This is a genomic window from Pseudomonas sp. IT-P44 (assembly GCF_949768225.1).
Classification (GTDB): Bacteria; Pseudomonadota; Gammaproteobacteria; order Pseudomonadales; family Pseudomonadaceae; genus Aquipseudomonas; species Aquipseudomonas migulae.
On the sequence record NZ_CATKQM010000009.1, the window covers coordinates 73698 to 98732 of the forward strand.

A 25035-nucleotide genomic window follows, 5' to 3' on the forward strand; every position below is an offset into this window, starting at 1 on the left:
CTCAGAGGCGTTCGATGATGGTGGCAATGCCCATGCCGCCGCCGACGCACAGGGTCGCGAGGCCAAAGCGCAGGCGCCGGGTTTCCAGTTCATCGAGCAGCGTGCCGAGGATTGCGCAACCTGTAGCGCCCAGTGGATGCCCCATGGCGATGGAGCCGCCATTGACGTTGACCTTGTCCGGGTCGATGGCCATGTCCTTGATGAATTTCAACACGACGGAGGCAAACGCCTCGTTGACCTCGAACAGGTCGATGTCTTCGACCCGCAGCCCGGCCTTGGCCAACGCTTTGCGGGTGGCCGGCGCCGGGCCGGTGAGCATGATCGTCGGATCGGTGCTGGTGACCGCCGTGGCGACGATTCGCGCCCGTGGCTGCAAGCCCAGTGCACGTCCCTTGGCTTCGGAGCCGATCAGCATCAACGCCGCGCCATCGACGATCCCCGAACTGTTGCCCGGCGTGTGCACGTGGTTGATCCGCTCAACGTGGCTGTAGACCCGCAATGCCGTGGCGTCGAAACCCATTTGCCCCATCATCTCGAAGCTTGGCTTGAGTTTGCCCAGGCCTTCCAGGGTGGAGTCGGCGCGAATGAACTCATCGTGATCGAGCAAAATGATGCCGTTCTGATCCTGCACCGGCACCAGCGATTTGCTGAACGAACCGTCGGCCCGGGCACGCGCCGCTTTTTGCTGGGAGTGCAGCGCGTAGGCATCGACGTCCTGGCGGCTGAAGCCTTCGAGGGTGGCGATCAGATCGGCGCCGACGCCTTGCGGGGTGAAATGGCTGTGCAAATTGGTTTCCGGGTCCAGCGCCCAGGCGCCGCCATCGCTGCCCATCGGCACCCGGGACATCGACTCGACGCCACCGACCACCACCAGGTCTTCGAAGCCGGAACGCACTTTCATCGCCCCGAGGTTGACGGCCTCCAGCCCTGACGCGCAGAAGCGGTTGATCTGCACGCCCGCGACGCTGACATCCCAATCGGCCACCTGTGCGGCCGTTTTGGCGATGTCCGCACCTTGATCGCCGACCGGCGTCACACAGCCCAACACCACGTCGTCGACCTGACTGGTGTCCAGCGCCGTGCGCTGTTGCAGCGCCTTGAGCAACCCCGTCACCAGGTTCACCGGTTTGACACTGTGCAAGGCACCATCGGACTTGCCCTTGCCACGGGGCGTGCGTAAAGCGTCGAAAATCAAAGCTTGGGTCATGACGTCCTCGAACCTGGCGGTGAAAATACTGAGCCCTCACCTTATGCCGAGCCACCGCCGATTCAATGACCGCAATGCTCACTGACGTTGACGGACACGCTCAGACGGACGGTAGTGTGCTACCGGATTGATCGTTTCAGGACACCGAGATGTCTAGCAAAAGGGCGGCAAAGAAGCTGGCAATAGGCCTCATGCCTTTTTTAAAGCAATAAGTGCGCGCTCCATACGAAAGGGATCTAAGTCACGAGTGACGCGGGCCCTAAGGTGAACATATGCGAAGTTGTCGTCGGGTTTTGCCGAGGCGCTCGCCTTACAGGAAGTGCAACGCTCTGCCGTCATGGAGATATGCAGGCAGGCATCAGGAAATAACAAAAAAGGCGGTCAAGCCATGTTCAAACATTCGAAAGTACGTCAAGCCGGGCTCATTCTTTTCGCTACTACGTTGCTGTTGATTTTGCCGAACCTGACGAAGGTGATCGGCTGAGTCTTTATTAAAAAATCGGCGCACAGTTTCCATCGCCTCTTAAAAATGTGACTGGCTCGCTACCCGGGCCGGCGTGGGTGTGCCAACCTTTGCGGCACTTCCACGACATGGACGGCGATCTGTTGAAAACGCTCATTCTGCTCGGGGCCTTGCTGTTCGGCTCGCCCCTTTATGCCGCACAGCTGAACCTGGAGCTGGGCGCACACAGCCGCACCTGGCAGACCGAGGAGTTGCTCAAGCATCCTCTGGTTCAGACCATCACCATTACCAACGACGTTTCCTACAAACGGGACATGAGCTATCGCGCCGTGCCCCTGGCGGCGTTGTTGAGCGGCATCAAGCCTGACGATCACCTGCAAGCTGTGGCACTGGATGGTTTTGCTGCCGAACTGGCTGCCGCGCCGTTGCTCAACAGCCAAGGTGCGCGAGCGTGGCTGGCGATTGAAGACCCGACAAAACCGTGGCCGGCGCTGTCGGCAGACAAGCCGAGTGCCGGGCCGTTTTATCTGGTATGGACGGATCCTCAGGCGGGCAATATCAGTCCCGAGCAATGGCCCTTTCAAGTGGCTGACATCAAACGCATGGCGCCGGTGGCCGAGCGCTTCCCTGCCCTGCTGCCGGATCCGGCGCTGAAGGCGGACGACCCGGTGAATGTGGGGTTTGCGCTGTTTCAGAAGAATTGTCTGGCGTGTCATCGATTGAACGGTGCCGGGGATGCGCAGTTCGGGCCGGATCTGAACATTCCGTTTAACCCGACCGAGTATTTCGGGGCGGATTTTTTGAAGCGCTACATCCGCGATCCGCAGAGTTTGCGGCAGTGGCCGCAGGCGAAGATGCCGGGGTTTTCGGCGGCGGTTTTGCCGAATGGGGATCTGGAGATGTTGGTGGGGTATTTGAAGCACATGGCCGGGCGCAAAACCAAGCCCTGACACTATTTCCATGTGGGAGCGAGCCTGCTCGCGATGACGGTGGCACATTCAACATGAATGTGACAGACAGACCGCTATCGCGAGCAGGCTCGCTCCCACAGGTTTTTGCGGCGAACAGACCTATTGCTGCTGCACTGAAATCACCGGCATCGGCGTCGGCGACACAAACACCTTTGCGTGCATCTGCTCGCACCCGCCGCCCCGACGCATCCCGCGTACCGGGCAGGCATCCAGGTAATCCAGGCCCACCGCCAGTTTCAAATGCCGCTCCGGTCGCGCCAGTTCATTGGTCACGTCAAAGCTGTACCACGCGTCATCCAGCCAGGCTTCCGCCCACGCGTGGCTGGCCAGATGCTCGCTGTTCTCGCTGTACAAATAGCCCGACACATAACGCGACGGAACTCCCAGGCTGCGGGCGCAGGCGAGAAACGCGTGGGTGTGGTCCTGACAGACACCCGAACGCCCGGCGAAGGCTTGCGCGGCGCTGGTGTCCACTTCGGTGGAGCCCGGCGTGTAGGTCATGTGCGAATTCAGGCCATGCATCAAGTCGATCAATGCCGCGCGGTCCCGGCGCTTTTTGCACGCCTTCTCGGCGAACTCACGCAAGGCTTCGTCGGCCTCGGTCAGGCGCGTGAAGCGCAGGAACGGCAGCGCCGACTGGCTCTCGTGCTCGGCTTCACGCAGTTCGTCGATGTCGACCTGGCCACGGGCGCCGATGATGATCGCTTCATGCGGCTCGTCCATGGTCAGCACGTGCAGGATATTGCCGAACGGATCGAGTTGCGCGCGCACCGGGCGCGGCAGGTCGAGCTGCCAACTGAGCACGTGCTGGCGCTCGCTGTCGTGAGGGGTCAGTCGCAGGTACTGGATGCTCGCCCGCACCTGATCTTCATAGTGATAGGTGGTCTCGTGGCTAATGGAAAGTCTCATGCAGCCTCCAGGTAGGAACTGTGTATGGCGTTACCCAACTGGCGCACCAGCGGGATGAACTCGGTCAGCCAGGCGTGCAGGCCTTCGTCGAGAATTTCGTTGATGCCGGTGTAGCGCAGGCGTGCGTCCATCTCGGCGGCCAGACGTTGCGCAGGACGGCCATTGGCCCCCGGCAGTTGAGCGAGGATCTGGTCGATTTCTTCGGTGCACGCACGCAGGGATCGCGGGACATCTGCGCGCAACAACAGCAGTTCGGCCACATGCCGGGCGCCGGGCGCGTCGCGGTAGATCTCGGTGTAGGCCTCGAACGACGACAACGCCCGCAACAAGGCACTCCACTGGTAATAGGCGTGAGCCGTGCCGTCGCTGACCGCTTCGGCCTGATCGCCAGCCATTTCGTAGCGTGCATCGAGCAGGCGCAAGGTGTTGTCCGCCCTTTCGATAAAGGTGCCCAGACGAATAAACCGGAACGCATCGTTACGCATGATCGTGCCGTAGGACGCGCCACGAAACAGGTGGGAACGTTCCTTGATCCACTCGCAGAAACGACTCATGCCGTAGCGACTCAAGCCCTGATCGGCGATGCCGCGAATTTCCAGCCAGGTGGCGTTGATGTTCTCCCACATGTCCGCGGTGATTCGCCCCCGTACGGCATGGGCGCTGGCCCGCGCCGAACCGAGGCAGCTGTAAATGCTCGCCGGGTTGGCCGCGTCCAGGGCAAAAAAGTGCAGCAGCCGTTCGGCATGCAACTCGCCGTGGCGTTCGAGGTAATCGTCCAGGGTGCCGGTGATCAGCAGCGGCATGGCGAGTTCGTGCAGACCGTCACCGCGGCCATCCTGCGGCATCAGCGACAGCGAATAACTGATGTCGAGCATCCGTGCGAGGTTTTCCGCCCGTTCCAGGTAACGCGACATCCAATACAAATCCGAGGCAGTTCTACTTAACATGGCAGGCTTCCTTCAATCCTCGACCACCCAGGTGTCCTTGGTTCCGCCGCCCTGGGAGGAATTCACCACCAGGGAGCCTTCACGCAGGGCGACACGGGTCAAACCGCCGGGCACAACCCGGGTTTCGCGGCCAGACAATACAAACGGACGCAGGTCGATATGGCGTGGGGCGATGCCGTTTTCGACAAAGGTCGGGCAGGTCGACAGGGACAACGTCGGTTGCGCGATGTAGGCATGGGGCTTGGCCTTGATTCGCTCGCGGAAGGATTCGATTTCCGCCGCCGTCGCCGCCGGTCCCACCAGCATTCCATAACCGCCGGAGCCCTGGGTTTCCTTGACCACCAGTTCTGGAAGATTGGCCAGCACGTGGGACAGTTCGGAGGGATTACGACACTGGAACGTCGGAACGTTCTTCAGGATCGGCTCTTCGTCGAGGTAGAAACGGATCATGTCGGTGACAAACGGATACACCGACTTATCGTCCGCCACCCCGGTGCCGATGGCATTCGCCAGCACCACATTGCCCGAGCGGTACGACGACAGCAGCCCCGGAACGCCAAGCATCGAGTCCGGATTGAACGCCAGCGGATCGAGGAATGCATCGTCGAGACGGCGGTAGATCACATCCACCGCTTTCGGCCCGTCCGTGGTGCGCATGAACACCTTGTCATCACGCACGAACAGGTCCGCGCCTTCCACCAGCTCCACGCCCATTTCCCGAGCGAGAAATGCATGCTCGAAAAACGCGCTGTTGAAGCGACCCGGCGTCAGTACCACCACGCTCGGGTTATCGAGGTGGCTGGAGCTTTTCAGGGTGTCGAGCAACAGGTTCGGATAATGATCGATCGGGGCGATGCGCTGGGCCGAGAACAACTCGGGGAACAGGCGCATCATCATCTTGCGGTCTTCGAGCATGTAGCTCACGCCGCTCGGTGTACGCAGGTTGTCTTCGAGCACGTAGTACGTGCCGTCGCCATCGCGCACCAGATCGACGCCGGAAATGTGGGAATAGATATCCCGGTGCAGATCCAGCCCCTGCATCGCCAACTGGTATTGCTCGTTGGCCAGCACTTGTTCGGCCGGGATGATGCCGGCCTTGATGATGCGCTGCTCGTGATAGAGGTCGGCGAGGAACATGTTCAGCGCCTTGACCCGCTGGATGCAGCCGCGTTCGACGATCCGCCATTCACTGGCGGGGATGCTGCGCGGAATGGTGTCGAAGGGAATCAGGCGCTCTGTCCCCTGCTCGTCCCCGTAGAGCGTGAAAGTAATCCCGGCGCGATGAAACAGCAGATCGGCCTCGCGTCGCCGTTGTGCCAAAAGCTCGTCAGGCGTTTCGGCCAGCCAACGGGCAAACTCCCGATAATGCGGGCGGACCTGGCCGCCGGCATCGTACATCTCATCAAAATAGGTGCGGATCATGCCGTACTCCTTGTCACCCGGACATCCAGGCCTTCGCAAGGCCCGTGCCATCGGCAGAAACGCTTTGATATCAATCGGTTGGATATTCACATGATTAACACCGCACCAATCCTGTGCGGCAAATGCCCCAACCTGATCGCCCCCGCTTCATTGCGAAGCAATGCTGTCGCCTATCACCAGCATAGTCAGAGTTGATTTCACTGCCCGGAGGGGGATGCGGATAATTCGCGCATTCGCTGGAAATGCTCACCGAACTTCCCTTTTAGCCGCCTTGCTCAGGCGGCTTTTTTTTGTTTCGGGATTTGTGGGCGATGGTTTGGCGGTGATTGGGAGGACGTCATCGCCAGCAAGCTGGCTCCTACAGGGGGCGGTGATTTGTGGCACGCCGGATTTCTGTAGGAGCCGGCTTGCCGGCGATGGGGACTGAAATTCTGCGGTGATTCGCAGGGCGCCATCGCCAGCAAGCTGGCTCCTACAGGGGGCTTGATCGCCGCAAACGAAAACGGCCAACCCGAAGGTCAGCCGTTAGTGGATGTTGTCGCTGTTCATAGTGTTATGCGAGTAGCCCTCGTACCTCCTGCTTGACGCCCCATCCTTCGATGATGCCACCCAAAGGCTCGACCACCGCCTCGAAGTCCTGCTCAAAGTCGCCGATGCCGTCATAGGTGGCGTACATCACTTTGCTCAGTTCCAGGGACCAGGCGCCGTCGTCGCGCACGCTGATTTGTGCATTCATGGATTCACCGCAGTAATGCCCTGCCGCCCTGCGTGCCCGCTCCTCGTCCGGGAAAATGGCGTAGAACTCGATGGGATGGAAACGTGAAAAGTCGAAACCGCCTTCTTTCATGCGGCGCAGAACCGAGCTGCTGATGTCTTCTTGATAGGCTGTGCTCATGAAACGTCCTCCTGATACCGATGGATAGACTTTCCGTACTCCCGACGCCGGCAACCGAAGGGTGCGAGCGCTGCGGCAAGCAAATTGCCGATGGGAAACAAGCATGTAGCTGACAAGACCAGACCTTAGCGATCCATTCGCTGATCTCGCTTGCAGAGTAGCCCCAAGTCGGAGCCGCTGCCAAGGCCTGGTTATTTCACGAGTGTTCCAGAGGGGGTATCAGACGGGAGTAATGCCGAGGATCTGGATGCTGTTCTGGGCTTTAAGATTCTTGACGCTTGCATCAGCAGTTCGCCCTTCCAGATCGTTCAGATCCAGTTCGGCGACGACAGGAAGGAGACGTTCCTTGATCAGTTTGGCGGCGTGCTCGTTGTCCGGGCATTCGTCGCACTCAAAAACTTCGTTGGCTGTTTCACCGTGATCATCCACGAAAGTGATTTTCCACTTTTGCATCACTGCCTCCTCGAACAAACCCGTAAATGGGCTTACATCCATCTGGACTTTTACCCAGACCGTTCGTTCAAACAGATTACGCCGTGCAAGCATGAAAAACACGGTCCCTGTAGGAGCGAAGCTTGCTCGCGAAGGCGGTGTTTCAGTCGACATGTTTATTGACTGATATGCCGCCTTCGCGAGCAAGCTTCGCTCCTACAGGGGTTTTGTGTACTTTTAGTCGTTGCTTGGCTTGTTCACGGCCTGCAACACGTATTGCGGCAAGGCGAACGCGCCGATGTGGATTTCCGGATTGTAGTAGCGGGTGACGATGCCGCTACCGGCAAAGCGCTGTTGCAGGGTTTCGCGGGACAATTTGCGATAAGCGGTGTTGGTCGCGCCCCAGGCAAAAGTCATCGAACCGCCGATGTAAGTCGGCACGGCGGCCTGGTAGAAGTGCCAGTCCGGGAACAGGCTGCGCAGGCGGCCGGCGGTGGTTTTGACTTCTTCGATCTGCATGAACGGCGTGCCGTTCTGGGTCACCAGGATGCCGCCTTCGTTGAGGCAACGACGGCAGGCCTGGTAGAAGTTTTCCGAGAACAGCACTTCGCCCGGACCGATCGGGTCGGTGGAGTCGGAAATGATCACGTCGAACTTTTCAGTGGTGGTGGCGACGAAACGCATGCCGTCGTCGATCACCAGGTTCAGGCGCGGATCATCGAATGCACCCTTGGAGTGGTTCGGCAGGAACTCTTTGCACATGTCGACCACGGTACCGTCGATCTCGACCATGGTGATGTGCTCGACGTTACGGTGTTTGGCCACTTCACGCAGCATGCCGCCGTCGCCACCGCCGATGATCAGCACGCGCTTGGCGCTGCCGTGCGCCAGGATCGGCACGTGGGTGAGCATCTCGTGGTAGATGAATTCGTCGGCTTCGGTGGTCTGGATCACGCCGTCCAGCGCCATGACGCGGCCCATGCGCGGGTTCTCGAAAATCACCAGGTGTTGGTGTTCGGTGCGCACTTCGTGCAGCAGTTTTTCCATGCGAAAACGCTGGCCATAGCCTTCGTAGAGGGTTTCCAGGTAATCGCTGGTAGGAGTGTTGCTCATGGGAAGTGCTCCGATGAATGCGGTGGCAACGGACGGTTACCCGCCCATGATGGCCAATCGATCAGCTCGATTGCCCGGGAAAGGCGCGCATTCTACGTCGCGGAAGATGACAGGTCGAACCTTCTGACTCCTACAAGGAAGGTGGAAACCATCAAATACGCACGTTGCCCCGTGGCCCGGCGATGGCCCAGATGATCAGGCCCAGGACCGGCAGCAGCAGGATCAGCAGGACCCAGATGATTTTCATCCCGGTGTCGGCGCCACTTTTCAGCACGTTGATGATTGCCCAGATGTCCAGGACAAGGATGATCAGGCCCACCAGGCCGTTGAACGTGGAACCCATGGTGTCGCTCCCTAAGCGTTGTGTGCCCTCTCAGGATAGTCGGCCCCAGGGGTTTCGTTTCATGCCATCAAACGTGGATGGCGACTTTCAGGGCTTCCAGGGAAGGAGCGGCAGCAATGCCGACCTCGGCGCACAGCTCGAGCACGCGCGGTACGTCGTTGCCGTACACCAGCACCACTTGCAGCTCGTCGTCGAGCAACTGGCTGAAATTCATCAGCGTATAACCGCCGTTTTCCTTGTTCATGCTGCCCATTTGCACCTGGATGCGATTGAGCGCGGTCAGCGCTTCGGTCTTGGCCAGTTGCTTGGGTTTGATGTTGAAATCCACGCCCGGACCAAACGAAGCGACGATCTGCGCGAACAGGTCCATATAGGTGTCAGCCTGGAACAGCACGGTTTCCGGCAGGCTGCCGACGACGACCCACTCGCCCAACGGAATCGGGAAGGTGTCGTCGTAGTTAATGTCCGGATTGGCTGTCAGAAAAGCCTCTGGATCGGCGTAGGCCTGGGCCGCTTCGTCGGCGACTTTGAGGATTTCGTCTTCGCTCATGCACCCGGAGCTGATTTTGCTGATGAGTTCGACGAGTGCGGCTTTCATGGGGGCGGAATCCTGTAGCGAGGGAATTTTGAAGGCGCGAAGGATAGCGCATTACGTCCCGCAGTTCCTGTGCGCGAGCGTGACCGGGAATGTTGACCCATATCAAGATCCGGCGCACGGGGCCGCGGCACAATGCTGGCACCTTGCCAATACTGTTTCCGCTATCAGAGAAGACCTCCATGGGTGCCTGGCTTAGCAACATCTCGCTGAAATATAAATTCTGGGCGGTCAATGCTGTCGCCTTCGTCACGACCCTGTTGTTGGTGCTGTATGCCGTACAGCTCGAACAACAGGCCCGCAGTCACGCATCCAAAGTGTCCGCCCAGGCACAGGCACGCCTGCTCGGCGCCTGGCCGGCCGGGCAAGCGCTGCCCAAGGCCGTCAACCTGCTGACGTTCAGTCGTGGGCACGCGCCGTTGCTCAACGATCAACCCGTGCTGGAACTGACGGACAGCAACGGCTGGGTCGAGATCAACTCGATGCCGTTGTTCGGCGACAACCCGTTGATGGGCGCCGAAGTGTTCACGCGTACCGACGGCCAACACGTCGCCGTGATTGCTTATGGCCCGAGCCTGAGCCAGGTGTTCGAAGAACGTTTCGCCAACTACGCCGTGGCGGTGTTCATCCTGATGCTGGCGATGCTCGGTGCGTCGCAATTGTTGATCCGCTTTCTGCTCAGCCAGCTCAATACGTTGAAAGACGTCATGCTCCACGTCGAAAAAACCGGCGACCTCTCCGCCCGTGTGCCACTGGCCTGCACGGACGAAGTCGGGCAGATGGCCGGCGCGTTCAACGCGATGCAGGCCGGTTACCAGCGGGTGGTCAACACCGTCGCCAGCACCGCACGACAACTGGATGACGGTGCCGCTCGGCTGGCATCGAGCATGAACGAAGTGCGCCACGGCATGCTCGGTCAGCAAAGCGAGACCGATCAGGCTGCCACGGCGATCAACGAAATGACCGCCACCGTCTACCACATCGCCCAGCACGCCGGTGCCACCCGCGACCTTTCGAAAACCGCCGACACCCTGGCCGGCAGCGGCCAGGAAGTGGTCAGCCGCGTGCAGAAGTCGATTGCCGGGTTGTCCACCGGCGTCCAGCAGACGGCCGAGATGATTCAGCGTCTGGCCGAAGACAGCCAGAAGATCAACGGCGTGGTCAATGTGATCCACAGCATCGCCGAGCAAACCAATCTACTGGCGCTGAATGCGGCGATTGAAGCAGCCCGGGCCGGGGAAATGGGTCGTGGTTTTGCCGTGGTCGCCGATGAAGTGCGCAACCTGGCCAAAAGCGTGCAGACCTCGACCGACGAGATCACCCTCATGGTTTCGGCGTTGCAGGCCGGTACGCGGGACGCGGTGGATTTCATGCAGGAAAGCTCGTTCAAGGCGGACGACTGCGTGCAACAGGCGCAAGAGGCTGGCGCCGCACTGGCCGAAATCACCAGCGCAGTGGCGCAGATGCGCGAAAGCAATACGCAGATCGCCGTGGCGGCGGAACAGCAGAGCCAAGTGGCGGAAGAGATGAATCGGGCGGTGGTGAGTATTCGCGATGTGACCGAGAACACCGTTAAGCAGACCGTGGACTCGGCGACGACCAGTAATGAATTGGCGGCGCTGGCCGGGGAGTTGAGCAAGGCCATTGGGCAGTTGAAACTTTAAGGGCCTCTTCGCGGGCAAGCCTCGCTCCTACAAGTCGTGCGCAGCCTTTGTAGGAGCGAGGCTTGCCCGCGAAGACGTCTGTGTGAGCAACATCAATTCCGAACATGAACACCTATCACTCCGATAGCCATCCTTGATTCGCCGCCCGCCCATGCCGCGCCTATTCTTCAATCATGTGTTCAACATGGATCGAGGATCAGCATCATGGGCAAACGTCACCCCAACCTTCCCGCCTGGCAATGGCGCGCGTACCCGGACAATCACCAGCACCCGGCCAATCTGGTGTTGCACCTGATTGCCGTGCCGCTGTTCATCGTGGCGTTTCTGCTGCTGGTTTGCGGGGTGTTCAGCCTGAGCTTTGCGAATTTCGCGATTGGCGTCATCGGCCTGCTCGCGGCATTGGGCCTGCAACGCCACGGTCACAGCCTGGAGGCGCAAGCCTCCGAGCCGTTCAGTGATCGCAAAGACGCGGTGTCGCGCTTGTTGGTCGAGCAGTTCCTGACCTTTCCACGGTTTTTCCTCAGCGGCGGCTGGTGGCGCGCCTGGCGTGAGCGCCACCGTCGTCACTGATCAGGCGAAAACCGTCACCGTCTGCCGGCTCATGGCAATCAACTGATCTTCTGCGTTCCACAGCTGCGCCGCCGCGTGACCGTAGCCGTCAGCGGCATGTTCGATTTCAACGAGGTATTTGCACCAGTCCAGCGTGCTCAATTCCAGCACCGGCTGGACGAATTCGATGGTCCAGGTCAGCGTGCTGCCCATCGCCGGTTTCGTCAGGTGCGGCATCAAGGATGGGGGCCAGGCGTCCACCAGCGCCAGAATATGCGCCTCACTGACCGCCTCTTCCTTCACATCCCCGCGCAAGCGCACCCAACCGCCCATCTCGCGGGATTTATTGCCGGTGAACGGCAGGCCGCCAACACTCCAGCGCATCGCCAGATGGCGCATGAATTCCGGCAGTACACCTTTGATGAATGGCAGCTCCTGGCAATCGTCCCAGTGCTTCATTTCGGGGGCCGGCGTGGCTGTTACCGCCACTTCGGACGGTCGCGAAGCGCCGAAGCTGCCCTGGATGAGTGTCACCACCTGGCCCTTCTGCATCGCCCGACCCAGTACCTGGCTGACCGCCTTGCCTTCGCGCAGGACGTCGACCTCAAAACTGACCGGCACTTCAGGCTCGACCGGCCCGACAAAGGTGATCGCCAGCGAACGCACAGGACGATCCGCCGGCACCTTCGCGCGCATGGCTTCGTATTGCAAGGCGGCCACCAGGCCACCAAAACTGGCGCGACCCTGCGCCCATTCGGCCGGAATAGACAGCTCCAGCGGCTGGCTGCGGACGGCGTCGAGCAGATCGGAAAAGCGCATGGAAACCTCAAGGGCAGAAAAGGATGAAGGGATGTTAACCAGCCTGCGAGGATGGCACAGCGCCTATTCTGGCCAAAATTACTGACAGATGAGCCGCATGTCGAACATCGATTTCAAATTCAACGATGATCCATTGTGGGAGCGGGCTTGCTCGCGAAGAGGCCGTCACATTAAACATTTATGTCGACTGACAAGGCCTCTTCGCGAGCAAGCCCGCTCCCACATTTTGATTTGTGGTGGTTTCAGGATCTGAAACAGCTGGCACTGAGTTTGTCGAGCACACGATCCGCACGGCCCTCGGCCTGGGCCATGGTGGTTTTCCAGACCGCCACGCAAGGTTGCAAATCGGGTTCCTGTTCGGCCCGGGCCAACCATTGCCAGCAGTCGTGCCAATCGCCCAAAGAGGCCTGGGCCGACTTCAATCTGGGCAGCGCCGGTTTCGGCAAGCGATCCAGCTCGGGATACGCCTCGATGCCATAACGCACGCGCTTGATCAGCAAGCGCAGGCGATGGCGATCATGGGCGGGATCGTGCAGTGCCTGATCGAGTTTCTTCCATTGTTTGGCCAGGCGTTTCTCGATGCGTTGACGCAAACCCTTGAGCAAACCCTGACGCTGCGAGGCGCGTATAAAGCGCGGAAAGGCGTCAAGGATCATCAGCAACTGCAACAGCTCAGGACTCGCCGCAACCGCCGGGTAAGCCTCGGCCATCTGCGCCATGCGCCGTTGCGCCGCCTCGGGTTGATCGTGCTCGAGCAAATACGCCGCCAGCACTTCGCGATCGCGCAACGGCGTGGTCAATTGCCCCACGGCCGATGCTGCCGCTTCCAGTTGCTCGACACCGGGCAAGCCACGCAATGGTCGCAGCAGGCTGCGCAAACGGCGAACCGTGGTGCGCAGATCGTGCAACGCTTCCGGGTCGGTGCGGGCATTCAATCGGGCCTGACAGGCCAGCAAACGGACTTCCAGGCCCAGAACTTGAGCCACCAACCGATTAATCATGTGATTGACTCCAATTGTAGGAGCCGGCTTGCTGGCGATGGCGGCCGTGATGACGCCTTCACCAGCAAGCCGGCTCCTACAGATTAGCGCCTTGTTTAACGGCCAGCGCGTGACTCACGAATATAAAAGCGCGCCTTCTCGGCTTTCCTGGCGCAGCCTTCGAACGCTTCGAATTGCTGCTGGGTCTTGGCGCCGGTCAGCAACGACAGGGCCTTGGAGTAGCTGACGGTGCCGGCAAAACCTTCGGCCTTGGCCAGGTCCAGCTCACGCCACGCCGCATCGAGCCCGTTGCCGCAGCTGTCACGGTAAGCGGTTTTGCCGGCACAACCGGCGAGTGCCAGCGCAATCAAGGGCACACAGATCCAAGCTTTCATCACTCACACCTCAACAATAGGAAAACAGTCTTGCAGGTAAGACGGTCCGGCGCGTGAAAAGTGCCTTGCTCCCGCCGCCGAAACTATAGCGCTCGGGAGAATAACCATCTGCCGCCATGGAGTGTCGAAAAAACGACGCCTTCACCCTGCCAAGCGACCTTGACGATTGAAGCGCGCCCCTCGATGGGTGCATTGTTGAACCTTGTCAGACGAGGGCGATTCATGAAAAAGCGCGTCGCACTGGTGCTGGGCTCAGGTGGGGCCCGAGGGTATGCCCATATCGGGGTCATTGAAGAGATCGAACGGCGTGGCTACGACATCTCCTGCATTGCCGGCTGTTCGATGGGTGCGGTGGTCGGCGGGATTTATGCCGCCGGCAAACTGGACGAATACCGTAACTGGATCGAAAGCCTGGATTACCTCGACGTGTTGCGCCTGGTGGACGTCAGTTTTCGGCTGGGGGCGATTCGCGGCGAGAAGGTCTTCGGGCAGATCCGCAAGATCGTCGGCGAAATCAATATCGAAGACTTGCGCATCCCCTACACGGCGGTGGCCACCGACCTGACCAACCAACAGGAAATCTGGTTTCAGGAAGGTTGTCTGCACCAGGCGATGCGCGCCTCGGCGGCCATCCCGAGCCTGTTCACCCCGGTGATGCAAGGCAATCGCATGCTGGTGGACGGCGGCATTCTCAACCCTTTACCGATCGTGCCCGTGGTGTCGAGCCATTGCGACCTGATCATTGCGGTCAACCTCAACTCCACCAACCAGCGTCACTATCAATTGCCGGTGATCCAGCGCCCTGCCGCGTTCAGGACCCGGTTCGACAGCCTGATCAACTCGCTGGGTTCGAAAATGCCGTTCCGCCGCAAACAGGCAGAACAATTGCTGTTGCTGGAAAAGGAAGCGTTGATGGCCGAGGCGGCCGAGATCAATCCCTGGGTCGAGTCCGCCGAACCCGAAGCCCAGCAACCGGCAGCCGCCCCTGAACGCGACGGCGCGCCGAAGTCGGCCACCGGTTCATTCATCATCGACAACGTGGGACCGGCGTCCTTGCTGGATTTGATCAACCAGAGTTTCGAGGTGATGCAGACGTCGTTGGCGCAGTACAAGATCGCCGGCTATCCGCCGGATATTCTGATCAACGTGCCGAAGCGGGTGTGCCGGTTCTTCGAGTTTTACAAGGCACCGGAGTTGATCGCGCTGGGGCGCGAGATTGCGCGGGACACCTTGGATCGGTATGAGAATGAGCGGGATTCCTGAGGGTCTCGGGTGAATGTGAGGGCCTCTTCGCGGGCAAGCCTCGCTCCTACGGGTCGAGTGCAGCCTTGTAGGAGCGAGCGGTGCGGCGATCCGACTTGCCCGCGAAAGCGTCATCCCACCCAACACAAAACTAAAGCCCACCCTCACTCAACAACCGATACCCAACCCCCGCCTCGGTCACGATAAACCGTGGCTGCGTCGGATCATCCGCCAGCTTCTGCCGCAAATGCCCCACCACAATCCGCAGATAGTGACTGTCTTCGGTATGGGTCGGCCCCCAGATATCCTTGAGCAATTGCTGCTGGGTGATGACCCTTCCCGGATGCCGCGCCAGTTGCGCCAGCACTGCGTATTCCTTGCGGGTCAACGCCACTTCGACGCCTTCGAGCAGCACCCGGCGATACGCCAGATCCACCGTCAACGGGCCGAACGTCAACGCCGCTTGTTGCGCCTCGCCCACCGGCGCCTGACGCAACAGGGCACGCACCCGCGCCAGAAATTCCTGGATACCGAACGGCTTGGTCACGTAGTCATTGGCGCCGCCATCCAGCGCTTCGACCTTCTGCCCTTCACCGGCGCGCACCGACAGCACCAGCACCGGCACCGTCGACCATTCACGGAACTCGCGCAGCACTTGCTGGCCGTCCATGTCCGGCAGGCCGAGGTCGAGCACCAGCAAGTCGGGTTTGTTCAATGCCGCTTGCGCCAGGCCTTCGGTGCCGGTGCCGGCTTCCAGCACTTTGTAGCCTTGGGAGGCGAGGCTGATGCGCAGGAACTTGCGGATCTGCGGTTCGTCGTCGATGACCAAAATGGTCGCGGTCTGGCTCATGGTTTCCGGTCGCGGCATGGAGATGTCCAAAGGGTATCAGGCTTCACTTTCAGTGCTCACTGTCCGCTCTCGATTTCAAAGGAAGGTTGTTCCTGCAAGGGCAAGTGAAGGGTGATGCAGGTGCCGCGCCCGTCGATGCCGTCATCGACGCTGATGCGCCCGCCGTGCGCGCCGACCATGCCCTGACAGATCGCCAGCCCCAGCCCGGTCCCCTGCCCGCCACGATCACCGCGTGCGGCGGTGTAGAACATGTCGAAAATCTTCGCCCGCTCCTCCTCCGGAATGCCCGGGCCTTCATCGCTGACCGAGAAGAACAGTTCGCTTTCATCCACGCCGGCGCGCAATTGCAAACGCCCATGCACCGGTGAAAACCGTGCGGCGTTTTCCAGCACGTTGACCAGCGCCTGCTCGATCAGCGCGGCGTGGACGAACAGCAGCGGCAGTTGCGCGGGCACATCGGTGTTGACCTGCAACGGTGCCAGCACCGCACGCAGGCGATTGAGCGAACTGCCAACGATGTCGGCCGGTGACACCCAGTCCCGCGCGAGCTTCAGCGCACCGTGACCGAGGCGGGTCATGTCCAGCAGGTTTTGAATGTAGCGATCAAGGCGCTCGGCTTCATCACGCGTGCCTTCAAGCAGTTCGCGGCGATCCTCCAGCGGGATGGCTTCGCCGAGCGCCAACAGGCTGTCGATGCTGCCGCGCATGGAGGTCAGCGGCGTGCGCAGATCGTGAGACACCGAGGCCAGCAAGGCACTGCGCAGTTGCTCGGTTTCGCCGTGCAGCCGCGCCGCTTCCAGGTCTTCGGCCAATTGTGCGCGTGCCAGCGCCTGGGCCAGCGGCTGACTGAGCGCAGTCAACAAGCGTCGACGCTGACCGCTCAAGGTCTGCCCTTCTTTGGCACAGACGCCGAGCAACGCCAGCGGCCCATCTTCCACCGAAAGCGGCCACCACCACCAACGCCCGAACGGCAACGTGCCGGTGCCCGCGCCCGCCGGTTGATCGTGTTGCCAGGCCCAATCGGCGGCGGCGCGTTCGGCTTCGGTGAATTCCAGCGGGCCACCGGTTTCGACTTTCCAACCCGCCTGACCGTCGCGATTGAGCAGGCACAGCTGCACGTCTTTCCAGCCGTTGAGGTGCTGCGCGGCGGCGCTGACCACGGCCTGGCGGTCGGTGGCGGCGGTGAGTTTGCGCGACAGGTCGAGCAGTTCGGTGGTCTCTTCCTGCGTATCGCGCAACGCCTGCAATTGCCGGCGCTGGCGCGCCGCGAGGTTGCCGGTGAGCGCAGCCATCAGCAGGAAAAACAGCAGCGTCAGTACGTCTTCTTCGCGCTGGATGCTGAAGGAAAAATTCGGCGGAATGAACAGAAAGTCATAGGTCAGAAACGACAGCGCCGCACAGGCCAGCGCCGGGCCGAGGCTGCTGCGCACCGCCACCAGCAACACGGCGGCGAGGAACACCAGCGAGATGTTCGGCAGCGGCAAGACACTCGCCACGGCCCAGGCCAGTGCGCTGGCGAGCACGGTTGCAACCAGCGCCAGCGCATAGTCGAACCACACCAGTGACTGCGCCGAACGCTGGCGCGGCTGATGCTGTTCGTGATCGCTGTCGAGGACGTTGATTTCCAGTCCACGTGCATCGCGCAGCAAGCGTGACGCCAGACCACCGCCGAACAGGCGCCGACGCAAACGCTGCCGGGACTGACCGACCAACACCAGGCTGGCGCGGCGTTCGGCGGCGTGCTGGATCAGGGTTTTCGCAACTTCGCCGGCACGCAACAACACCACTTCGCCACCGAGACGTTCGGCCAGTTGCTGGGCACTTTGCAGACGCAGGCGCGATTGCTCGTCGCGCACGCTGCCGTTATCCACGTGCACCAGGCTCCACGGCAAATGCCGACGCTGGGCGACACGACTGGCGTGACGCACCAGGCGTTCGGCCTGAGCATCGCCATCGACACCGACCAGCAGCCGACCGCGTACCGCAGGTGCCGCCTGGCCGAGCTGGCGATACCCTTGCGCCAGATCGTTATCGACCTGGGCCGCCGCCGTCTGCATCGCCAATTCGCGCAGGGCGGTGAGGTTGGTCTGGGTGAAAAACGCATCGATGGCCGCCCGCGCCTGCTCCGGCACGTAGACCTTGCCGTCGCGCAGTCGTTCGAGCAGCTCGCGTGGCGGCAAGTCGATCAGCAGCAGTTCATAGGCTTCTTGCAGCACCCAGTCCGGCAAGGTTTCGCGGACCTGCACGCCGGTGATGCCGCGCACCTGGTCGTTGAGGCTTTCCAGGTGCTGGACGTTGACCGTGGTGAACACGTCAATGCCGGCGGCGAGCAATTCCTGAATGTCTTGCCAGCGCTTGGCGTGTCGACTGCCGGGCGCGTTGCTGTGGGCCAGTTCGTCGACCAGCACCAGTTTCGGTTTGGCTGCGAGCAGGCCGTCGAGGTCCATTTCTTCGAGCATCACGCCACGGTATTCCGAGCGCACCAGCGGTTGCTGCGGCAAGCCGCCGAGCAGCGCTTCGGTTTCGGCACGGCCGTGGGTTTCGACCACGCCGGCGATGACTTTTACGCCCTGGCGCAGTTGAGTGTGGGCCGCTTGCAGCATGGCGTAGGTCTTGCCGACACCGGGCGCGGCACCGAGGAAAACCTTGAGCCGGCCACGGCCATCGCGGGGCAGGTCTGCTAACAGCGCGTCGGCGCGGCCGGAGTCACTCATGTTTGGGGATCTCTTATTTCAGGTGTTGATGTGGTGATTGTTCTATCGCCATCGCTAGCAGGCTAGCTCCCACAGGGGGTATGCATTCCATGTGGGAGCTAGCCTGCTAGCGATTGGCGGCGCCACCGATTTACAACTTTTCCAACGCCATGTTCAGCGCCAACACATTCACCACCGGCGGCCCCACCAACGGCTGTTCGATGTGCGCGGCCAGCAGATTCTGAAGCGTAGACACCGGCAGATTCCGCGTCGCCGCAACACGCGCCAGTTGATAGGCAATCGCCGCTGGTGGCAAGTGCGGATCAAGCCCGCTGCCAGAAGTGGTCAGCAGCGCCAACGGCACCGGCCCCTGGCCTGGCACCAGCAGTTTGTTGGCATCGTCGATCACCCGAGTGGCCAGGGCCGGGTTGCTTGGCGACAGGTTGCTGGCACTGCTCGATACCGTGGCGAAAGCGCCGGCCGACGGGCGCGGATGGAACCAGGCGTCACCGGTGAAATCCTGGGCAATCAGCGAAGAGCCGCGGACTTTGCCGTCGGCGTCACGCACGAGGCTGCCATTGGCCTGGTCAGGGAACGCGACCTGCGCGACGCCAGTGACCACCAACGGGTAAGCGACGCCGGTGATCAGGGTCATCAGGACCAGCAGGCTCAGGGCCGGACGTATCATTGTGGACATTTCAAAATCCTCGAATTCGGTGAACAGATTCGGTGTTCATATAGATGAACCGTGGTGCATTCTTCGCGAGCAAGCTTCGCTCCTACAGGGCGGTGTGAACACCTGTAGGAGCGAGCGGTGCGACGTTTCGACTTGCCCGCGAAGGCAGTGTGTTTGACACACCGCCAAATCGGGTCAAACCAGATGCAACGCCGTCAACAGCATGTCGATCGCCTTGATGCCCACGAACGGCACCAGAATCCCGCCCAGTCCGTAGATCAACAGGTTGCGGCGCAGCAACGCCGCCGCACTCGCCGCTTGCACGCGCACGCCACGCAAGGCCAGTGGAATCAGCACCACAATGATCAAGGCGTTGAACACGATCGCCGACAGGATCGCGCTCTGTGGGCTGCTCAGTTGCATGACGTTGAGCACACCCAGTTGCGGGTAGATCGAGGCAAACAGCGCCGGCAGAATCGCGAAGTATTTGGCGACGTCGTTGGCGATCGAAAACGTCGTCAGCGCACCGCGAGTCACCAGCAATTCCTTGCCGATCTGCACCACGTCCAGCAGCTTGGCCGGGTCGCTGTCGAGGTCGACCATGTTGGCCGCTTCGCGCGCCGCTTGCGTGCCGTCGTTCATCGCCATGCCGACGTCGGCCTGGGCCAGTGCCGGGGCGTCGTTGGCGCCGTCGCCGCACATGGCGACCAGACGACCGTCGTTCTGCTCATGACGAATGCGCGCCAGTTTTTTCTCCGGCGTAGCTTCAGCCAGCACGTCGTCCACACCGGCTTCGGCCGCAATCGCCGCGGCGGTCAGCGGGTTGTCGCCGGTCACCATGACGGTGCGAATCCCCAGCTTGCGCAGCTCGGCGAAACGCTCGCGGATGCCTGGCTTGACCACGTCCTTGAGGTGGATCGCGCCGAGCAATTTACCGTCGGCGCACACCAGCAACGGCGTGCCGCCGCTCTGGGCGATCTTGTCGATTTCCCGGGACAGTGCCGGGGCGAGATCGGTGCGTTTCAGGCCGACGAACGCCAGCAACGAATCCACCGCACCCTTGCGATACACACGGCCCTGATAGTCGACACCGGACAAGCGAGTCTCGGCGCTGAACGGCACCGCCGTCAGCACTTCGGTGGCAGGCTCGGGTTGTGGATGAATGCCGCGCAGGTACTCGACGATGGACTTGCCTTCCGCGGTGTCATCGGCCAGCGAAGCGAACAGCGCACCCTCGGCCAGCTCCTTGGCGCTCACACCCGGTGTGGCATACACCGCGGTGCAACGACGGTTACCGAAGGTGATGGTGCCGGTCTTGTCCAGCAGCAACACGTGCACGTCCCCCGCCGCTTCCACGGCGCGCCCGGATTTGGCGATCACATTCAGGCGCACCAGACGGTCCATGCCGGCGATACCAATGGCCGAGAGCAAACCGCCGATGGTGGTCGGAATCAGCGTGACCAATAACGCCACCAGGAACACCAGCGGCAGGCTGCCGTTGGCGAAGTGGGCGAACGGTTGCAGGGTCACGACCACCAGCAGGAAGATCAGCGTCAGGCCGATCAGCAGAATGTCGAGCGCCACTTCGTTCGGGGTTTTCTGGCGTTTGGCGCCTTCGACCAAAGCGATCATGCGGTCCAGTGTCGACTCGCCAGGGTTGGCGGTGATGCGCACCAGCAGCCAGTCGGAGACCAGTCGGGTGTTGCCGGTGACGGCCGAACGGTCGCCGCCGGATTCACGGATCACCGGCGCGGATTCACCGGTAATCGCCGCTTCGTTGACCGCCGCGATGCCTTCGATGACCTCGCCGTCGCCGGGGATCATTTCCCCGGCTTCGACGCGCACCACATCGCCCTTGCGCAGGCTGGTGGCCGGCACCACTTGAAAGGCGCCGTTGCCGGTTTTACGGCGTGCGCTCAAGCCTTCGCTGCCAGCCTTGAGGCTGTCGGCGCGAGCCTTGCCGCGACCTTCGGCCAAGGCTTCGGCGAAGTTGGCGAACAGCACGGTGAACCACAGCCACAAGGCGATTTGCGCAGCGACGAAGGTCGGCACGGCGCTGTCGGGAATGAAGCACAGCACGGTGGTCAGGACGGCGGTCAGTTCGACCACCAGCATCACCGGCGCACGTTGCAATTGCCGTGGGTCGAGCTTGACGAAGGCTTGCACCAGCGCCGGACGCCACAGGGCCGAGATCGCGGTTTTCGGTTGTTCCGGCGCCTTGACGGTGGCGGCTTTACTTACGGGCATATTCATCATTGACTCCTTAGAAGCCCATGCTCAAATGTTCAGCGATAGGACCCAGCGCCAATGTCGGCAGGAAGGTCAAACCACCCACCAGCAAAATGGTCACGGTCAGCAACGTCACAAACAGCGGGCCGTGGGTCGGGAAACTGTTCTGGCCGATCGGTGCGGTTTTCTTCATCGCCAGGCTGCCGGCCAGGGCCAGTACCGGGAGGATGTAACCGAAGCGACCGATCAACATGCCCAGACCGAGCATCAGGTTGTGGAACGCGGTGTTGGCACCGAAGCCGCCGAATGCCGAACCGTTGTTGGCGCTGGCCGAGGTGTAGGCGTACAGCAACTGGCTGAAACCGTGGGCACCGGGGTTACTCACCGAGGCCACCGGACCGGGCAGGCTCGCGGCAATCGCGCCAAGCACCAGCACGCCGACCGGCATCACCAGCAAAGTCACCACCAGCAGTTGCACTTCTTTGGCCTGCAGTTTCTTGCCGAGGTATTCCGGGGTGCGGCCGATCATCAGGCCGGCGAGGAACACCGCGATCAGTACGTTGAGCAACATGCCGTAGAGCCCGGCACCGACGCCGCCGAAGATCACTTCGCCGACCATCATGTTGACCATCGCGACCATGCCGCTCAGCGGGTTGAGGCTGTCGTGCATGCCGTTGACCGAGCCGTTGGACGCGGCGGTCGTGGTCACCGACCACAACACCGTGGCGGTGGTGCCGAAGCGCGCTTCCTTGCCTTCCAGCGGCGCGGTCTGTTCGACGGCGACGTTGTTCAGGGTCGGGTTCGGTTGGTATTCAGCCCACAGCGAAGTCGCGCCGCCAATCAGGAACAGCGCCAGCATGCAGGCGATGATCGCGCGGCTCTGACGCAGGTCTTTGACGTAATGACCGAAGGTGAACACCAGGGCGACCGGGATCAGAATGATCGAGGCCACTTCGAACAGGTTGCTCCACGCTGTCGGGTTCTCGAACGGGTGCGCCGAGTTGACGCCGAAGAAGCCGCCACCGTTGGTGCCCAGTTGCTTGATCGCAATCTGACTGGCGGCCGGGCCGAGCGGGATCACCTGATCGACGCCTTGCATCGTCACCGCATTCACGTACTGCGCGAAAGTTTGCGGCACGCCCTGCCAGACCAGATACAGCGCCAGCAGCAGGCACAGCGGCAGCAGGCCGTAGAGGGTGGCGCGGGTCATGTCGACCCAGAAATTGCCCAGGGTTTTGGTCGATTTGCGACCGATGCCGCGACACAGCGCAACCAGCACAGCGAGGCCGGTGGCGGCGCTGACGAAGTTCTGCACGGTGAGGCCGACCATCTGGCTCAGGTAGCTCAGCGAGGCTTCGCCGCTGTAGCCCTGCCAGTTGGTATTGGTCATGAAACTGACGGCGGTGTTGAACGCCAGCGTCCACTCCTGACCCGGCAGGTTTTGCGGGTTGAGCGGCAAGTGGTCCTGGAACAACAGGATCACGAACAACAGCAAAAAGCCCGCAAGGTTGAAGGCGAGCAAGGCCAGGGTGTATTTCTGCCAGCTCTGTTCGGCTTGCGGATCAACGCCGGCCACCCGATAACAGCCACGCTCCACAGGTCCCAGGATCGGTGTCAGCCAGGTGCGCTGGCCTTCCATGACCTTGTAGTAGAACCGCCCGAGAAACGGTGCCGGGATCAGCACCACGGCGAAGAAGGCCAGGATCAGCCAATAGTCATAACTGTGCATAGCCGCTCCTAGTTCCGGTCCGCGCGCAACAGCGCAACCAACAGATAAATGAACAGCCCCACTGCCAACAGCAGTGACACCCCGTCCAGAACGCTCATGGAAGTTCTCCGTGTTACGGCGTATTGCCGCGTGTGGAGTCATTGTCGGAAGGAAGGCTGTAAAGGAGCGAGATCGAGGGGGTTGGCTGTGCATAAAGAAAGTGTAAAGAGTGGGTTTATGCCTTTGTTACAGCGGTGTTTGGGCGGGCCCCTTCGCGGGCAAGCCTCGCTCCTACAGTTTTGAATGCGCCGATCCCCTGTAGGAGCGAGGCTTGCCCGCGAAGACGGCATAACAGACACCAACGCCCCCAACTGATGCATAAAACCCATCCATCCAGCGCCGAACATCCCCGATACGACACCTTTTTACGCTTTACGACTGCCATCACCACACTGGCACGCCCACTGCACACGCCCTCCCCCGAGCTGTCCAAACCGTTCAGGGAGCAAACGCATGAACACACAACTCAAACCCACGCTGGGCACGCTGCACCTGTGGGGCATCGCGGTCGGGCTGGTGATTTCCGGTGAGTATTTCGGCTGGAGTTACGGCTGGGGCGTGGCGGGCACACTTGGTTTTCTGGTGACGTCCTTCATGGTCGCCACGATGTACACCTGCTTCATCTTCAGCTTCACCGAGCTGACCACGGCGATTCCCCACGCCGGCGGTCCCTTTGCCTACAGCCGCCGCGCCTTTGGCGAGAAAGGCGGATTGATCGCCGGGCTGGCGACGCTGATCGAATTCGTCTTCGCCCCACCGGCCATCGCACTGGCGATCGGCGCCTACCTCAACGTGCAATTCCCCGCCCTCGACCCGAAACACGCAGCGGTCGGCGCCTACATCGTGTTCATGGGCCTGAACATCCTCGGGGTGAAACTGGCGGCAACCTTCGAGCTGGTCGTCTGCGTACTCGCGGTGGCTGAATTGCTGGTGTTCATGGGCGTGGTTGCGCCGGCGTTCAGCTTCAGTAACTTCGCGCTGAACGGCTGGGCCGGCTCCGATGTGTTCGGCGCACCGGCGATTGCCGGGATGTTCGCGGCGATTCCGTTTGCCATCTGGTTTTTCCTCGCCATCGAAGGCGCCGCCATGGCCGCCGAAGAAGCCAAGGACCCGAAACGCACGATTCCCAAGGCGTACATCAGCGGCATTTTGACCTTGGTTTTGTTGGCCATGGGCGTGATGTTCTTTGCCGGCGGCGTCGGCGACTGGCGCACTTTGTCGAACATCAACGACCCGCTGCCGCAAGCGATGAAAACCGTGGTCGGTGAAAGCTCCGGCTGGTTGCACATGCTGGTGTGGATCGGCCTGTTCGGTCTGGTGGCGAGTTTCCACGGGATCATCCTCGGTTACTCGCGGCAGTTCTTCGCCCTTGCGCGAGCCGGTTACCTGCCGGCGTCGCTGGCCAAACTCTCGCGTTTCCAGACGCCGCACCGGGCAATCATCGCCGGTGGTGTCATCGGGATCGCGGCGATCTACAGCGACGGCTTGATCAACCTCGGCGGCATGACGCTCACCGCCGCGATGATCACCATGGCAGTGTTCGGCGCGATCGTGATGTACATCATGAGCATGCTGAGCCTGTTCAAGCTGCGTAAAACCGAGCCGAACCTGGAGCGCACTTTCCGCGCGCCGTGCTATCCGTTGGTGCCGGCCATTGCACTGGCGCTGGCGGTGGTGTGCCTGGTGGCGATGGCGTGGTTCAACGCGCTGATCGGCCTGATTTTCCTCGGCTTCATGGCCGTGGGTTTCGTGTACTTCATGCTGACCGCGCAATTGCGCGCCGATGCACCGGCGGACGCGATGTTGACCGGGCTCTGAATCGCAGCAGGTGTTGCGAGTCGATCAGGCATAGAATGGAACCACTGCGAAATTG

At 61.3% G+C, this 25035-nt stretch carries 23 protein-coding genes; 5 read left to right on the plus strand and 18 right to left on the minus strand.

The window, feature by feature from the left end; translation table 11 throughout:
- Window position 1: 1 nt before the first annotated feature.
- On the minus strand, window positions 2–1207 hold the full coding sequence (locus tag ACM6IO_RS04920) for an acetyl-CoA C-acetyltransferase (RefSeq protein WP_414911056.1): 1206 nt from the start codon (window positions 1205–1207) through the stop codon (window positions 2–4).
- Between the two features lie 591 nt (window positions 1208–1798).
- Between ACM6IO_RS04920 and ACM6IO_RS04925 the strand changes: the two genes are divergently transcribed.
- The gene (locus ACM6IO_RS04925) at window positions 1799–2620 is read left to right on the plus strand and encodes a c-type cytochrome (protein WP_414911065.1); all 822 of its coding nucleotides are present in this window, start codon (window positions 1799–1801) and stop codon (window positions 2618–2620) included.
- A gap of 120 nt (window positions 2621–2740) precedes the next feature.
- Here the strand turns inward: ACM6IO_RS04925 and ACM6IO_RS04930 are convergent, their stop codons facing one another.
- From ACM6IO_RS04930 to ACM6IO_RS04965, 8 genes are all read right to left on the minus strand, one after another.
- The gene (locus ACM6IO_RS04930) at window positions 2741–3550 is read right to left on the minus strand and encodes a transglutaminase family protein (protein WP_008042190.1); all 810 of its coding nucleotides are present in this window, start codon (window positions 3548–3550) and stop codon (window positions 2741–2743) included.
- On the minus strand, window positions 3547–4497 hold the full coding sequence (locus ACM6IO_RS04935) for an alpha-E domain-containing protein (protein WP_008042189.1): 951 nt from the start codon (window positions 4495–4497) through the stop codon (window positions 3547–3549). The genes ACM6IO_RS04930 and ACM6IO_RS04935 overlap by 4 nt, the downstream gene beginning before the upstream one ends.
- A gap of 12 nt (window positions 4498–4509) precedes the next feature.
- Complete coding sequence (locus ACM6IO_RS04940; RefSeq protein ID WP_008027316.1) at window positions 4510–5919, minus strand: circularly permuted type 2 ATP-grasp protein; 1410 nt, start codon at window positions 5917–5919, stop codon at window positions 4510–4512.
- Window positions 5920–6472: 553 nt separating this feature from the next.
- Complete coding sequence (locus ACM6IO_RS04945; RefSeq protein ID WP_008027314.1) at window positions 6473–6814, minus strand: ribonuclease E inhibitor RraB; 342 nt, start codon at window positions 6812–6814, stop codon at window positions 6473–6475.
- Window positions 6815–7033: 219 nt separating this feature from the next.
- Window positions 7034–7267, minus strand: a complete 234-nt coding sequence (locus ACM6IO_RS04950; protein WP_008042188.1) for a hypothetical protein — start codon at window positions 7265–7267, stop codon at window positions 7034–7036.
- A gap of 216 nt (window positions 7268–7483) precedes the next feature.
- The gene (gene speE, locus ACM6IO_RS04955; protein WP_008027310.1) at window positions 7484–8359 is read right to left on the minus strand and encodes a polyamine aminopropyltransferase; all 876 of its coding nucleotides are present in this window, start codon (window positions 8357–8359) and stop codon (window positions 7484–7486) included.
- A gap of 151 nt (window positions 8360–8510) precedes the next feature.
- Window positions 8511–8702 (minus strand): PLDc N-terminal domain-containing protein, encoded by a 192-nt coding sequence (locus ACM6IO_RS04960; protein WP_008042187.1) that lies wholly within the window; start codon window positions 8700–8702, stop codon window positions 8511–8513.
- Between the two features lie 67 nt (window positions 8703–8769).
- The gene (locus ACM6IO_RS04965; protein ID WP_008042186.1) at window positions 8770–9300 is read right to left on the minus strand and encodes a hypothetical protein; all 531 of its coding nucleotides are present in this window, start codon (window positions 9298–9300) and stop codon (window positions 8770–8772) included.
- Window positions 9301–9479: 179 nt separating this feature from the next.
- On the opposite strand from ACM6IO_RS04965, the gene ACM6IO_RS04970 reads away from it, so the two are divergent.
- Window positions 9480–10961, plus strand: a complete 1482-nt coding sequence (locus tag ACM6IO_RS04970) for a methyl-accepting chemotaxis protein (RefSeq protein WP_192226188.1) — start codon at window positions 9480–9482, stop codon at window positions 10959–10961.
- 204 nt (window positions 10962–11165) lie between these two features.
- Entirely contained in the window at window positions 11166–11531 is a 366-nt protein-coding gene (locus ACM6IO_RS04975) for an Mpo1-like protein (protein WP_008027303.1), read from the plus strand.
- On the opposite strand, the gene ACM6IO_RS04980 is transcribed toward ACM6IO_RS04975, so the two are convergent.
- The 3 genes from ACM6IO_RS04980 to ACM6IO_RS04990 form a co-directional block, all read right to left on the minus strand.
- A complete protein-coding gene (locus ACM6IO_RS04980; protein WP_192226186.1) occupies window positions 11532–12329 on the minus strand; it encodes an acyl-CoA thioesterase in 798 nt (265 codons plus the stop codon).
- Window positions 12330–12571: 242 nt separating this feature from the next.
- On the minus strand, window positions 12572–13330 hold the full coding sequence (locus ACM6IO_RS04985; RefSeq protein ID WP_414911057.1) for a CHAD domain-containing protein: 759 nt from the start codon (window positions 13328–13330) through the stop codon (window positions 12572–12574).
- Between the two features lie 95 nt (window positions 13331–13425).
- Complete coding sequence (locus tag ACM6IO_RS04990) at window positions 13426–13704, minus strand: hypothetical protein (protein WP_008027298.1); 279 nt, start codon at window positions 13702–13704, stop codon at window positions 13426–13428.
- A 222-nt stretch (window positions 13705–13926) separates the two neighbouring features.
- On the opposite strand from ACM6IO_RS04990, the gene ACM6IO_RS04995 reads away from it, so the two are divergent.
- A complete protein-coding gene (locus ACM6IO_RS04995) occupies window positions 13927–14967 on the plus strand; it encodes a patatin-like phospholipase family protein (protein ID WP_008042183.1) in 1041 nt (346 codons plus the stop codon).
- 130 nt (window positions 14968–15097) lie between these two features.
- On the opposite strand, the gene ACM6IO_RS05000 is transcribed toward ACM6IO_RS04995, so the two are convergent.
- From ACM6IO_RS05000 to kdpF, 6 genes are all read right to left on the minus strand, one after another.
- Window positions 15098–15796, minus strand: coding sequence for a response regulator (locus tag ACM6IO_RS05000; RefSeq protein WP_032828669.1), 699 nt, complete (start codon window positions 15794–15796; stop codon window positions 15098–15100).
- A gap of 56 nt (window positions 15797–15852) precedes the next feature.
- Complete coding sequence (locus ACM6IO_RS05005) at window positions 15853–18510, minus strand: DUF4118 domain-containing protein (RefSeq protein ID WP_414911058.1); 2658 nt, start codon at window positions 18508–18510, stop codon at window positions 15853–15855.
- 130 nt (window positions 18511–18640) lie between these two features.
- Window positions 18641–19186, minus strand: coding sequence for a potassium-transporting ATPase subunit KdpC (kdpC, locus tag ACM6IO_RS05010; RefSeq protein ID WP_008027289.1), 546 nt, complete (start codon window positions 19184–19186; stop codon window positions 18641–18643).
- Window positions 19187–19360: 174 nt separating this feature from the next.
- The gene (kdpB, locus tag ACM6IO_RS05015) at window positions 19361–21418 is read right to left on the minus strand and encodes a potassium-transporting ATPase subunit KdpB (RefSeq protein WP_414911059.1); all 2058 of its coding nucleotides are present in this window, start codon (window positions 21416–21418) and stop codon (window positions 19361–19363) included.
- A 10-nt stretch (window positions 21419–21428) separates the two neighbouring features.
- The gene (gene kdpA / locus ACM6IO_RS05020; RefSeq protein ID WP_008042180.1) at window positions 21429–23123 is read right to left on the minus strand and encodes a potassium-transporting ATPase subunit KdpA; all 1695 of its coding nucleotides are present in this window, start codon (window positions 23121–23123) and stop codon (window positions 21429–21431) included.
- A gap of 8 nt (window positions 23124–23131) precedes the next feature.
- Window positions 23132–23221, minus strand: a complete 90-nt coding sequence (gene kdpF, locus ACM6IO_RS05025) for a K(+)-transporting ATPase subunit F (protein ID WP_007899818.1) — start codon at window positions 23219–23221, stop codon at window positions 23132–23134.
- 394 nt (window positions 23222–23615) lie between these two features.
- Between kdpF and eat the strand changes: the two genes are divergently transcribed.
- A complete protein-coding gene (gene eat / locus ACM6IO_RS05030) occupies window positions 23616–24980 on the plus strand; it encodes an ethanolamine permease (protein WP_008042179.1) in 1365 nt (454 codons plus the stop codon).
- Window positions 24981–25035: the final 55 nt, after the last annotated feature.